The following is a 12931-nucleotide window of genomic DNA, read 5'->3' on the forward strand; positions in this document are numbered from 1 at the left end:
TTACGTTCTCTCCTCTCACTATGGAAGTAGCAGGTATGATCCTGCCCGATTAATCGCCTGCTCTTCCATCAGTGTTTCAAGCGAAATTTCCCTGCCCATATCGTCATAACATGTACTGTACACCTGCAGCACGTCTACCACCCTTTGCATAGCCGCATATCGCTCAGGCATTCGTAACAAATGCGGGTGTAATGAAAGATACAAACCAGGCCTGCTCTCACAAAGATAGTTCTCCATGGTTGGCAAGAGCTTGAACTCTCCCCCTTCGATATCCATCTTTATGGCAGTTATTTCCGGTTGACCAACGAGGTCGAACCAGGTCAACCAGCTGAGACAGGGAACCTCGGTATTACCAGAGCCCTCCGGTCGCAACAAGCTTGTCATAGAATCACCGCGTTTACCTCGTGGACTTGCCATCCGGCTAAGCATATTTGAGCTGGATAGTGCAATATTAAAAGGCACGACATTTTCCAACTGGTTAAGCTTCAGGTTCTGGAGCAGGTACATGTAGGCGACCCGGTCAGGCTCCATACAGTAGACTTTTCGGCACTGCATTGCTGCATGCAATACGGTCGGTCCGATCCAGGTTCCTATATCGCAGTAGACCGCTTCCTGATCTAATAAATTGTCGAGGATAGTAAAGGTCTGCGGTTCCCAATCCCCCTCGCTAACCCTATCCCAGAAACTAATATGGTCCGGATCACACCTGTATTTCCTGCCAGCCATGGTTACCGGATACCAGCCTCTCACCCGTGACCAGGCTTCCAGCAATTGTTCGCGTGGCCCCATTACCTCTCCCTGCTAAATTTCTTCACCAGCCATTTCCATGGAAAAAGCATGGAAACATCCTGTTGATAACAACGGTACTTCTCACCATACTCGGCAACCAGCTTTCGTTCTTCAAGCCAGCTACCGACAATAAGATAGACTGACAGCACTATCGCAACAACCATAGTTGAATCATAATATGTTTGATATCTCGACCAGATAATCAAGAGGCCTCCGAGATACCAGGGGTGCCGTATAATACCATGGGAACCCTTTCTGCAAAATTGCTCATCATCGCCAAGAAGGATAATCTGCTGTCTGCTTTTTATCTGCCGAAAACCGAGCATACAGCTGAAATCGTAATTTCTGGCACCATCAATAAAAAGCCAGATAGATAGCCCAAACATCATGGCTCTCAAAAAATTCCACCCTCCCTGCCAGGTAAACACAGGCGCAAACCGCATTGAATCCGTTATGAGTAAAAGGGGAATCAATGAAAACAAAGCAATCAGGTTATACAACAACCGATAGTAATACCGGTACGTTCCCAACATCCCATGTAAATACCCGCTAATGCTTTTAGAAATGAGTAGGCTATGCAGACCACACCAGGCTATCCAGCCCGTGGTAAGCAGAGTATACGAGATAAAATCCATTTAGTAACTCTTGCTGAACATCGGTTTTTATTCTATATGCGGATTCTGTTAGCTATTCGCCAATAGTATCATGGTTGACAAAAATCAGTTTTTCAGTTGCAAAACCTATATTTTTTGCCTTTTGTACCAACTCGTCCCTGGTAAAATCATTAAGTTCCGGCTGGCGCGAAAGTAGCCAGAGATAATCTTTGTCAGGCCCGCTTATCAATCCGTACTGATACCCTTCATGATCCAGCTCAAAAACTATATACGAGCCGTAAAATGGGCCAAAAAAACTCACCTTCAAAAACCCCACATCGGAGGTTTGGACAAATTTCGCTTTACCAGTTGCTGATTTCCATTTTTTCTCTTTTGCCGAATATCCGCGGTTAATCACCTGTACGATGCCATCTTCACGAAGACTATATTCTGCAGTAACGTTTGACAATCCACGCTCAAAAGAATGGTCGAGCCGAGCAACTTCATACCATTTACCCAGATACCTGCTGATATCAAAGTTCTTCACAGGTTGGACCCCGGCTGGCAGTTGCGTACAGCCTCCCAAGAGCACACAGAACAGCAGGTATAGTTTTTTCATAGATCCTCCAATTACTGATAACCTTTTGTTAGGAACAAATTCAGGCTTTTCATAAACTTTATAACATCTCAAATAATTAACCAGTTTTTACAGCATACAGATCAGATTATACCTCGTGAAAAAAACCAAAGTTGGCAAGATGCCGACACCATATCAACTTGAATTGGTAAAGGACTCAAAAGAATCTTCAGGAAGCTGCCTGAAAATTAGAATTCCGGTCAGAATCCAGAAGTTTTGGAAAAAATATACACAGCCATCTAGATGATCGCGAAAATTTCACAACCAGCCATATTGTTTTTTGAAGATTCCTAAGAGTTTTAGCGAAAAGGCTATTCCCGGACAGCCTCCAACATTCCTTCTACAGGAAGTACACACTCAAAAAAAAAGCCTCCGCCCGGATATACCGAAACGAAGGCTTTAAAAACAACGTCTACTCTAAAGTATGAGACTTACCAGTTTTCACCTAGCAGCTCAAAGTGCGCCATGGCATGGGCGCAGGCAGGACACACTTCTGGTGCTTCCTCGCCCTCATGCAGATAACCACAGTTTCGGCATCTCCATGTAGATTTTTCATCGCGCTTAAACACCCGGCCGGCTTCGATGTTTGCCAACAGATCCTTGTAGCGTTTTTCATGCTGTTTTTCGGCATTAGCAATGGCCATAAAAATATCAGCAATATTTGCAAAACCTTCTTCACGAGCGGTCACTGCGAATTCCGGATACATTGTTGTATGCTCGTAATTCTCACCTGTCGCGGCTTCCTGAAGATTCTCAGCAGTAGTCCCAACCACACCTGCAGGGAAAGTGGCAGCAATCTCCACCTCACCACCCTCAAGGAGTTTAAACAAGCGTTTTGCGTGTTCTTTCTCCTGATCGGAAGTCTCTTCAAAAATATGTTGTATTTGCACGTATCCATCCTTTTTTGCCTGTGATGCAAAATAGGTATAGCGGTTCCGTGCCTGTGATTCGCCGCAAAATGCGGTCAGGATATTTTTTTCTGTTTGAGTACCCTTAAGACTAGCCATTGTGGTTCACCTCTTAGTTGTGTTTACCGGCTTCATTCAAACCAACAAATCCCGTCCATTGTAGCATACAAATTGGGAGAATCAACGAACAAATCAAAACAGCAGTAGAACAGCGATATTACATTATCTTAGAGTTAATCAATGAGCTTCTCATTCTTACAGGCACAAAACAATCCAAATCTATAACTTTCATTCATAGAGAGAGTTGTATGCAGTATTTTTTCATAGTTTTTTAATTACCTATAACCGCAGATAGCAACCAACTACCCTTATCTGCAATACTCGTATACTCGTTTTTTTCTATACGCTTACCTGACCTGCATGAAATATTTCAACGTATCTCCCCATGATCAACCTTTCGAACAGGCTTTAATACAATCCTGGAAGACTGTAAGAGAATGGCTTTTTTCCTTTGAGTGGCATCAAGCATTCCAATCAAGCGAGAAAAAAACGCCGCCTCAAAAATTGAAGCAGCGTTTTTCCTTTATCTTTAGACAAAAACCACTATTCAAAATCATCCCGTTTTCATAAGAAGTGCAAGATTAAGTCTCCCATTGGTCTGCGTTTTTGTATAGATTGAGCTGAGATGCGCCTTCACTGTTCTTTCAGTTATATCGAGTTCAACTGCAATCTGATTATTATTCAAACCATCTGCCACAAGACGCGCAATCTGGTATTCCCGTTTGGATAATTTACCAATCAATGGATCAGGAAGCTGTTCATCTGCAGTTTCTTCATTGTTTCGGTTTCCCGGCAAACTGTTTATCAGACGAGTCATTAACGTACTGCCAACCCAAACAAGGCCCGATTCAACAGTCTCTATTGCCGCTTGCAGCCGCCCCGGCGAGGTATATGTATTCGCATAACCGACACACCCCATTTGCAGACAGGATATTCCTTCATCGTCGTCAGGCCGATCTGAAAATATAAATATTTTCGTTCCTGCTTTTTTGGCACAGATTTCTCTGAGCTGCTGCTCATCAATCAAGCTCCGATGGAGTAAAATGGTCTCCACCGGAAACTGATTCCATAACGACAATAGCTCCTCAATCGAAGAAGCCTGATGCACCTTCCATTTTGGCGAGAGTGCCAAAAACCACTTTTTACGTACAGTATCATTTCTACTGCATAGCAAAAGTGCCATATATTCACCTCTTAGTTCAGGTACTATCGTTCCCGAAGTGCCATTTGCCTGGCTCGTAGTACAGGTTTTAGCAGGTAAGACAAAATAGTTTTCTTACCAGTTACAATATCCACCATAGTCACCATGCCGGGTATAATCGGCAGCTGTCCATCCTTACCTTCCAGATAATTTTTATTGGTGCGCACCCGTACCATAAAATAGCTGTTTCCCTGTTCGTCTGTAATAGAGTCAGCACTGATGTTTTCGAGTTCCGCTTCAAGCCCTCCATAAATTGTGAAATCATAGGCTGTAAATTTGACCATGGCTCGTTGCTTAGGTCGCAGGAAAGCAATATCTGATGGTTTTATCTGGGTTTCAATAAGTAGTGAATCTTCTAACGGAACAATCTCCACTAATGCCATACCCGGCTGAACCACACCACCTACAGTATTAAGCAGTACCTGTTTTACCGTACCGTAAACAGGAGACCGAACCGATGTCCTCGTAAGCCTATCTGCCAACGCAGTCGCAGTAGTTGATAGTGCCTCAAGTTCGACCTCGACCTCATTCAGTTGCTGCTTGGCTTCGTTAGTAAATTTGATTTTTTCTTCTTGCAAAACATTACGAGCTTCGGTGAGTTTTGATTGCACTCGTGGAATGGCAAGCTTTGTCGCTGAAATATCGCCACGCATTGTTGACGACTCGCGCTCCAGGCGTAAGACTTCTACCTCTGAAACTGCCCCCTGGGCAATCAACGGTTTAGTCAGGTTGATTTCACGATTCAGAAGCTGGAAAGTTCGGTTAAGTTCATTAAGTTTTGCATTCAACTCTGTCAGTTCATGCTTCCTCTGAACGATTTGTTCTTCTAAAACTGACAGTGTCGCTTTCAGCTCATTGTTTCTGGATCGAAAAAGTTGTCTCTCTCTGCCTGCAAGATCCGCACGCTCCTTTTCTACCACCTCAGGAATTACAATTTCTGTTCCCTCGGTCTCTGCCCGTAATCGTGCAGCACGTGCCATGAGCGCCAGATATTTGAGTCGTGATTCGTTATACGGTGCAGAAAATCGTGTTTCATCAAGTCGCATGAGCATTTGTCCCTTCTGGACAATATCGCCCTCTCGCACAAATAACTCCGCGAGAATACCACCTTCAAGATTTTGCACGACCTGAATCTGACTCGAAGGGATGACCTTGCCCATTCCTCGTGTCACCTCTTCAACCTCTGAGACGTACATCCACACCATGATAAGTATCACCAGCACCAAGGTCATCCAGACTATGATTCTGCCACCTCTGGGAGACTGAATCAGCACAGTTGTTCGGATATCTGATATCTGGTCGAACTCTTCAGTTTGTCTGGAGTCAAATATCTGGGTTGACGAGGTGTCAGGCCCAGTTAATCCCTTGCCGTTTTCGTCCTTTCTTTTCACCACAACCGCCACCGGTAATAATAAGGTTTTGGGTTTCCTGATGGAGTCATCAATCTCTTCGACCTGATATGATCAGACATTTATCTGACCGCTCTTTAAGGCCTCAAGGATATGATTTTTAGGTCCGTCAGCACGTATCACCCCATTATCCAATACGATGATACGTTCTACCATCGACAGCAGAGAGGCCCGATGCGTTATCAGCACAAGAGTCTTACCACTCATTATCTGGCTTAATTTCTTTCGCAGCTGTGCCTCTGTTTTGGCATCCATATGGCTGCTGGGTTCATCCAGAATGAGGACAGGCGGGTCGAGTAAAAGGGCCCTGGCCATCGCGACGATCTGACGTTGTCCGCCGGAGAGAACCCTGCCCTGCTCACCGACCGGCATATCAAACCCCATCGGGTGCCGCTTTATTATTTCACTTGTTCCAGACAAGTCAGATGCACGAAGGATATCAGCATCGCTTGCAATATCACTTCCCATGACGATATTATCACGCACACTACCTCTAAAAAGTGTAACATCCTGAGGCACACAACCGATAAAACGCCTCAACTCAGTTGGATCTATCTGCCGAATATCCGTCCCATCAATCGCAACCATGCCGCTATCCGGTTCATATAAGCCAAGCATCAATTTACCGAACGTTGTTTTACCAGAACCAACAGTACCAATAATACCTACCCGTTCACCTGATTCAATAGTTAGCGAGAGATCTTTGAGCGCCAGCATGTTCTGGCCGGGATAGGTAAAATTTACATCCTTAAACTCCACAGCACCTTTCAACTCGGCACGATGCAAAAAGTTTTTGTTTGCGGGCCGCTCTACCGGCATAGCCATAACCTGCTGCAGGGTTTCCAGCGCAGTTCTTGCACGGTGATATCTAGTGGCAAGTGACACAACCTGAGCCATAGGCGCAACCGCCTGCCGGGTAAGTATGACAATTGCGATCAAGCCACCCTGTGACATTGCACCCTTGGATATCGTATACACACCTGCAATAACGACGGCGACCACAGTTATGCTCTGTACAAAATTTGCGAGATGGTTCACTGAAGTGGAAAGAAACCTGGACTGCGCACTCCACTTAGAGATGTGCGCTACAGCTTCTTCCCATGTGTGCTGAATTTTGCTCTCGGCTCCAAGCATTTTTAATGTCTCTAGACCGTTTAGCCCTTCCACAAGAATTGCATTTTTTCTTGCTGAAGCATGGAATGTCTGCTCCACCGAGCGTTTAAGTGGCACCTGGATAAACAGGGCATAGACTAAAAGAATTATAATCGCTGAAATATGAATCACCACAATCGGCCCTGCCAGATACCAGATTGCCAACAGGCCGAGCGCCACGAATGGCAGATCTACCAGAGCGGTTATGGACAGTGAGGTGATGAAATCCCGTATACTGTCAAACTGCTGAATTTTATTTGCAAACGATCCAATAGAATCAGGTCGTGCAGACATTTTCAGGCCAAGAATCTTTTCAAAAATCATCGAAGACATTTCTATACTTGCCTTCTTCCCTGCTTCATCAATAAAATACCCACGTAATCCCCGCATGAGCAGGGAGAAAAGATATATCACACCAATACCTATTGCCAGCACCCAAAGCGTCTCAAAAGCATTGTTGGGAATAACACGATCGTAGACATTGAGAATGAAAAACGGCGTCGTTAAACCAAAAACGTTAATGAGAAATGATGCCAGCAACACATCCCGGTAAATACGCCAAGAGGCAAAAAGTGTTCCCCAGAACCAGTGCTTTCGTTTACCAGCAATTGTTGAAGCGGTTTGTTTATCTTCATGAAATTCAGGATGAGCAAATATTGCATATCCGGCATACATCTCTGCAAGATCTGCAAGAGGAATCTTCTCTCTACCCGCACCAGCTTCAGGTAGCAGGATTGTCGCCTCTTTAGACTTCAGGTTGAGATCGACGAGAACCACTGCTCGTTTTTCCTTTAGCAACAAAATACAGGGGAGTTCGAGGTTGCTAAGCCTATTCAAAGGCCTCTCCAGAACTCTGGAAGAGAGTCCTGCGCGCTGAGCCGCCCGCGCTGAAAGCTTTACTGTCAGTCGATTATTGACCAGCGGCAGGCCAGCCCGTAATGAAGTGCGGGATATGGGCCGCCCGTGCAATTTTGCCAGGACAACCAAACAATCAGTAAGTGGATCATCGATAACATCACTATCGCCACTGATTTCCCACGAGTCTGCTTTATTTGAAGTGATCTTTGTTTTCATGAACCAAAAGAACTATTGTAGAATAGAGTACCAATGCATATAAATGATGCCTTCAACACAACCTGAAGTGTATTTGTAGTTAATCACAGATATATATCGAGAGTCAATCTGAGGCGGACAAGCTGGTACTATTTATTATTTAGAAATGTTAAGGATTTTATAATCGCAACCACTCAAATTTCGGAGACCACGGTATGCTCTATGCCAGCAGAGACGACCAAGGCAAAATTATTGCCATTACAAACAGCCCTGCGGAAAACAACCAGACAGAGCTTACCGAGGCTGAACTGATCGAGTTCATATCTCATTCAGAAAACAGCGGAACCTATGAGACCCTTCTAACTATTCTTGATACCGGTATAATCAGAGTACTTGATGATCTCGTTGACATCCTTGTTGCTAAAAACGTTATCATGTTCACCGATCTACCGCAGGAAGCCCGCGAGAAAATTGCCGAGAGGAAACGTATTCGTCAACAGATGAAAGAAAGTAACGAACTTATGGTCGATGATATTCTCTGATGTGTGCTCACGAGTTCGCACCTAACCCTGTATCTCAAGAAAGTCATATCTCATAACGGCTTCGGCTCATCGATGAGATATCCCTGAATCGCATCGATATTCAGCTCTTTCAAAAGCTCAAGCTGTGCCTCCTGCTCTACCCCTTCAGCAACAACTTTAACACCCAGACTATGTGCCACACCGCATAGCGAGCCTATGAAAAAATGTGAATCACTCTGCTCATGAATGAGTTCATTGGTAAATGCCCTGTCAATTTTCACATACTCTGGCCTAAGCGAACGTAAATAGCCAAAATTAGTAAAACTCTGACCAAAATGATCCAGGCCAACGGCATGACCAAGGCGCTGAACCTCTCTTGAGAACCCCTTCAAAACATCCATATACTGGACTGCCGTGAACTCTGCGAACTCGAACACGAACTGTATAGAGCTATCGGATTTGGTCGCCAGCTCAGATAGAATCCACGTCTGAAACTCAGGATCATTGAGCGATGACGCCGAAACATTGACTGCTATTGAGTCAGTTCCAACCTGATCCGAATGCAACTGTAAAGCCTTTTCAAGAACAATCCTGTCAAGACGGCTCACCATTCGCATCCGTTCAGCAAGAGGAACAAATACCCCGGCACTGACAATTTCACCTGGCGCCAGCGTGATACGTGAAAGCAATTCTTTATGTATAATTTTTGTCCGATCCGAGCATGCGACAACTGTCTGGCCAAATAAAATAATGTCCTTTTTATCCAGAATATTCCCAAGTGTTTCTTTCCACCAGTTCTTCCCTTTAACCTGCGCTGCTGATGTCTCTGTAAGCTCAGTTACAACCCATTTATTAGGGCCCTGCTGATATGCTGCTCTCAAAGCAGTATCAGCCTCGGCATAGAGTTGGGCTAAGGTTGGTGACAGATCATACGTAACCCCCCCTATATGAGCCACATTGTCAGAAACGCCTACATCTTCAACAGCGAGACGGGTCAGTTTATTGCTTAGACTCTCGGCAATTTCATGTACATCATCTGGGCTCACTTCAGGCATGAAAACTGCGAAATCACCACCCGTCACTCTCGCAAGTGCAACATTATTTATGAGGGTCGTCTCGCTACGGATAATACCTGCCGCTTTCTTAAGTATCTCATCACCGGTACCAAAACCTTTTTCCTCGTTAATCTTCTGCAAATCATGCAATTGAACAATCATGAATGCACCGTTGACTGTTCCCTGAGAGACATCAAGCCCAGCCTCTACTTGGCCATTGAGATACCTACGATTGCCAAGCCCGGTAAGTTGATCACTATAGGCATTTCTACGTAATCGCTCGGCAATCTGTGCCTGCTCGTCAAACATATCCCGGACACGTGTTGTCATTCGGTTCATCGAATCGACAACCCTTCGCAACTCCCTCGTCCGCGGCAAATACTTCTGCACCTTATATTCTTTTCTGCAAATTGCTTCGGCCTGTAACTCAACCCGCTTTAATGGTCTCAGCAACATACGCAACCCCAGTCCGCCAAATATCAACACCAGTGAACCCGTTATAAGAAAATAGATACTGACTTTCACAACCGTTTCCCAAAGTGTCCTGTAAGCAAATCCTGGATGACTTTCGACAAACAATGTTCCTGCGTGGGCCCAGCCTGCCATAATCAGCGATTCTGCAGATGGAGCCCGGATTGGGACAAGCTGAACAAATACCGAAGGCACTCCGGCAATTTGCACATCCTGAACCCGTTCAGTAATCACCTTCCCTTCTACATCGCGAAGACTGATTATGCGATAATACCCACGGTCATATACCGCGTTCATCATCGTCTCTGCCGTGGGGAGATCATTCGCAGCTATAACCGGCGAGAGTGATAGCCCAAGCGAAGTTGCTGTATCCTGTGCATGAGATTCCAGCTGGTCGATTAGAAATGATCGTGTTGACTGAAGCTTTTCGACCCATATCCCTATAAAAAGAACAAAAAAGAGGATCAGAGTGAAAAACAGCAGCTGCCTGTATAGTGTCATAATTTCATCCCTATCTCAGTAAAGTCCTTCAGGCATTCTTTGAAGCAGGTCACGCCATCGTTTCAATCTCTCGCTGCCGCCAACCTTCTGCCCCCGTCCACGTGCCTTTGCAAGCCACAACCCTGATCCGTTGAAACTGTAAACAGGAAGCAGGTCATTACGTTTTGACGCATATTTAATATCAGAAATCAGGTTATCCAGTACCAGTGGCTCAGCATTGGGAGCGGAATAATAGGTGACAACCATATGCGCCTGATTCAGCCGTACCGCTTTTACATATGTCATGTTGAGCTTCTGTTCGGAAACACCCAGTGCTATAAGTGTAAAATATTTCGCTAGCGAGAAATCTTCACAATCCCCTCCGTTAGTCGCTAGAAATTCGACAGGAGTTGCCCAGTAATCCTTTTGTTTCCAGTGCACGATGTCATCGATGAAGCGAATCCTGTTGAAAAATCGGTTAACTTTTTCAAGCTTCTCGCTGTCTGTCTTACTGGAGTCGTTCCGGATAAGTTCCTGCCACGAAATCAATCGCCTTTTGGCATATTCCCCATACTGTTTTTCAACACTGGTTATCAGTTTTGTTGACAGTACAAACGAGGCATTTCCTCCTGCAATTGCAGAAAACACAAACCATATCAACAACAGGGCAACTGCCCCCTGCACTCTGGCGATATTTAGACGGCCTGCCATCCTCATGATGCAACAACTCCCTCAAGGTACGGACTACCTTCGAGGATGTAGCGATTCTTCCACCACCAGCCAAACTCTCCAATGCAAAAGTGCAGTTTTTGGGTTGATTGTCTTATCATTAATGCCAGGAACGTATCGATCTGCACATCATCAGGCAAATACGTATAGGGGGCTGTCCTAAAATAGGTGTTTTTATCAAAGTCGGGGTATTTTCACACAATATGCACAGCCATATAAATGATATTGCGAATAGTATCTTCTGGAAATCCCCAACAACCAAAGGGCATAGTTTTACGAGTAAAAAATACGCATAAAAAAGCCTGTGAAATTCGATAAGATTCCACAGGCAATTTGCGATAGTTACACAGCAATCAATCCAACAATAGACAGGTACACTGCGCAGCCAAAGACGCTTACAAACAGGTATTACTATTACTACGCAAGCGACCTGAACCTGTCGGATTAATCTGCGGCAACCTCCTGCATTTCCGCCTCGTCTTCACTTTCAACCTTACTCTCTTCCGGCAACTCAAGACCAAGCGCTCCAACAAGTCCACCCATACCATTGAGAATACGGTACTGGGCATATAATCCGTCATAGGTTGCGTCGATAAGATCCCGTTTTGCCTCAACAACCTCAGCCTCAGAATCCAACACATCCAGAAGTGTCCGTTTGCCTAGATCAAACTGCTTTGCATACGATTCAACAGTCGCAGTACTTGATTCAACATGCTGCTGCAGATACTTCATCCGATCAAGCACCGACTGATATGCTCTCCATGATAAACGTATAGATTCAACAACCTGTCTATGGGTGTTGTTCTTTATTTCTCGAGCTTCTTCGATAAGTTGCTTTGTTTCTGCCTTACGTGCCTGATCACTGAATCCCTGAAATAAATTGTAACGCAAACGTATCATAGCTACAGTTGACTCCTGCTCTCCTTCAACCCCATCGACATCCTCATCCCAGTTCTGATCAACTTCAAGGTCGACCCTCGGCCAGAAAGGACTCTTGGCGACCTCATACTGCTCATAACGAGCCTCCAGATCAGCCTGCGCTGACTTCAGTGTAGGGTGTCCTATTAAAGCATTACTCGCCGCCGCATCAAGATTAGGTGGTATCATGTCGTCTGGAGAATCAGGCCGAAGTAGGGAATCCGGCATATGTCCGACTACTGCAAGATAATTGGTCTGCGCATCCAAAAGATTAGTTTCGGTTACTACAACATTGGCTTGAGCCAGTGACAGACGCCCTTGAACCTGATCCAAATCAACCTCGGTTCCAACGCCTGACTCACTTCGTAACCTGATCTGATCAGCGATCCTCTCATGTGTCAGAAGATTTTCTTCGGCAAGCACCTTGAGTTCTTCTCTACGCAACACATCGAGGTAAACCTTTGATGTTTCAAGTGCCAGGTTCTCACTTACACCTCGAAGCCGATAGGCGGAAGACCGTACTCTTGCTTTCTGTCTGGAAACTTCATTTTTAGTCGAGAAACCCGCAAAGACATTTTGTCTCAAACTGAGTCGAATCTCTACGGGATCAAGACTGCTCTCTTCAGGTTTATCTATTTCCTCAATACCTGTTCCTGCAGTAAAATCTGCAGTTGGCCAATACGCAGATTTTGCCTGCTTTACCTCTTCGTCTCGAGCCAGCCTGTTATACGCCTGGGTCCTTACCTGCGGGTTGGTTTGCAACACTTCTCCTACCGCTTCCTGCAGTGTCTCCCCTAAAGCCGTGCCTCCACTGAGGATAAGCGTACTGCAGAGAATAGCTAGACCAGTGGTTGTAGACCACTTCATATCTCTCCTCCTTCTGATATATGGTATGACACAACTACATGATTATTGGCAAAAGCCATATTTCCTATCAAACATTTTGCCTCAAATT

11 protein-coding genes are annotated in these 12931 nt (G+C 45.1%); 1 reads left to right on the plus strand and 10 read right to left on the minus strand.

Features of this window, described 5'->3' with window-relative positions:
- Positions 1 to 18: 18 nt before the first annotated feature.
- The 7 genes from FCL46_RS22240 to FCL46_RS22270 all read right to left on the minus strand — a co-directional run bounded on the left by FCL46_RS22240 (position 19) and on the right by FCL46_RS22270 (position 7823).
- Positions 19 to 789, minus strand: coding sequence for an FkbM family methyltransferase (locus FCL46_RS22240; RefSeq protein ID WP_136808837.1), 771 nt, complete (start codon positions 787 to 789; stop codon positions 19 to 21).
- Positions 789 to 1424: a methyltransferase family protein gene (locus tag FCL46_RS22245; RefSeq protein WP_136808836.1), complete on the minus strand. Its 636-nt coding sequence runs from the start codon at positions 1422 to 1424 to the stop codon at positions 789 to 791. The genes FCL46_RS22240 and FCL46_RS22245 overlap by 1 nt, the downstream gene beginning before the upstream one ends.
- Before the next feature lie 52 nt (positions 1425 to 1476).
- A complete protein-coding gene (locus tag FCL46_RS22250) occupies positions 1477 to 2001 on the minus strand; it encodes a lipocalin family protein (protein ID WP_136808835.1) in 525 nt (174 codons plus the stop codon).
- Between the two features lie 449 nt (positions 2002 to 2450).
- Entirely contained in the window at positions 2451 to 3026 is a 576-nt protein-coding gene (gene rbr, locus FCL46_RS22255; protein WP_136808834.1) for a rubrerythrin, read from the minus strand.
- A gap of 514 nt (positions 3027 to 3540) precedes the next feature.
- Positions 3541 to 4170: a response regulator transcription factor gene (locus tag FCL46_RS22260; RefSeq protein ID WP_136808833.1), complete on the minus strand. Its 630-nt coding sequence runs from the start codon at positions 4168 to 4170 to the stop codon at positions 3541 to 3543.
- A gap of 23 nt (positions 4171 to 4193) precedes the next feature.
- Positions 4194 to 5582 carry an HlyD family type I secretion periplasmic adaptor subunit gene (locus FCL46_RS22265; protein WP_217909493.1) on the minus strand — a complete coding sequence of 463 codons (1389 nt, stop codon included), beginning with the start codon at positions 5580 to 5582 and terminating at the stop codon, positions 4194 to 4196.
- A gap of 69 nt (positions 5583 to 5651) precedes the next feature.
- Positions 5652 to 7823, minus strand: a complete 2172-nt coding sequence (locus FCL46_RS22270) for a type I secretion system permease/ATPase (protein ID WP_136808832.1) — start codon at positions 7821 to 7823, stop codon at positions 5652 to 5654.
- 194 nt (positions 7824 to 8017) lie between these two features.
- Here FCL46_RS22270 and FCL46_RS22275 point away from each other — a divergent pair, with 194 nt between their 5' ends.
- Positions 8018 to 8344 carry a hypothetical protein gene (locus FCL46_RS22275; protein ID WP_136808831.1) on the plus strand — a complete coding sequence of 109 codons (327 nt, stop codon included), beginning with the start codon at positions 8018 to 8020 and terminating at the stop codon, positions 8342 to 8344.
- A 50-nt stretch (positions 8345 to 8394) separates the two neighbouring features.
- Here FCL46_RS22275 and FCL46_RS22280 read toward each other — a convergent pair whose 3' ends face one another.
- The 3 genes from FCL46_RS22280 to FCL46_RS22290 form a co-directional block, all read right to left on the minus strand.
- Positions 8395 to 10350, minus strand: coding sequence for a bifunctional diguanylate cyclase/phosphodiesterase (locus FCL46_RS22280; protein ID WP_136808830.1), 1956 nt, complete (start codon positions 10348 to 10350; stop codon positions 8395 to 8397).
- A 15-nt stretch (positions 10351 to 10365) separates the two neighbouring features.
- A complete protein-coding gene (locus tag FCL46_RS22285) occupies positions 10366 to 11046 on the minus strand; it encodes a transglutaminase-like cysteine peptidase (protein ID WP_217909494.1) in 681 nt (226 codons plus the stop codon).
- 456 nt (positions 11047 to 11502) lie between these two features.
- Positions 11503 to 12843 carry a TolC family outer membrane protein gene (locus tag FCL46_RS22290; RefSeq protein WP_136808829.1) on the minus strand — a complete coding sequence of 447 codons (1341 nt, stop codon included), beginning with the start codon at positions 12841 to 12843 and terminating at the stop codon, positions 11503 to 11505.
- Between the last annotated feature and the right edge of the window lie 88 nt (positions 12844 to 12931).

The sequence above is a fragment of the Desulfosediminicola flagellatus genome (assembly GCF_005116655.2).
Classification (GTDB): Bacteria; Desulfobacterota; Desulfobulbia; order Desulfobulbales; family Desulfocapsaceae; genus Desulfopila; species Desulfopila flagellata.

Bases quoted from the DNA above. Each gene is read 5' to 3' on its own strand.
- FCL46_RS22280 (WP_136808830.1), bottom strand. From the start codon at position 10,350: ATGACACTATACAGGCAGCTGCTGTTTTTCACTCTGATCCTCTTTTTT.
- FCL46_RS22285 (WP_217909494.1), bottom strand. From the start codon at position 11,046: ATGAGGATGGCAGGCCGTCTAAATATCGCCAGAGTGCAGGGGGCAGTT.
- FCL46_RS22275 (WP_136808831.1), top strand. From the start codon at position 8,018: ATGCTCTATGCCAGCAGAGACGACCAAGGCAAAATTATTGCCATTACA.
- FCL46_RS22290 (WP_136808829.1), bottom strand. From the start codon at position 12,843: ATGAAGTGGTCTACAACCACTGGTCTAGCTATTCTCTGCAGTACGCTT.
- FCL46_RS22270 (WP_136808832.1), bottom strand. From the start codon at position 7,823: ATGAAAACAAAGATCACTTCAAATAAAGCAGACTCGTGGGAAATCAGT.
- FCL46_RS22245 (WP_136808836.1), bottom strand. From the start codon at position 1,424: ATGGATTTTATCTCGTATACTCTGCTTACCACGGGCTGGATAGCCTGG.
- FCL46_RS22260 (WP_136808833.1), bottom strand. From the start codon at position 4,170: ATGGCACTTTTGCTATGCAGTAGAAATGATACTGTACGTAAAAAGTGG.
- FCL46_RS22240 (WP_136808837.1), bottom strand. From the start codon at position 789: ATGGGGCCACGCGAACAATTGCTGGAAGCCTGGTCACGGGTGAGAGGC.
- rbr (WP_136808834.1), bottom strand. From the start codon at position 3,026: ATGGCTAGTCTTAAGGGTACTCAAACAGAAAAAAATATCCTGACCGCA.
- FCL46_RS22250 (WP_136808835.1), bottom strand. From the start codon at position 2,001: ATGAAAAAACTATACCTGCTGTTCTGTGTGCTCTTGGGAGGCTGTACG.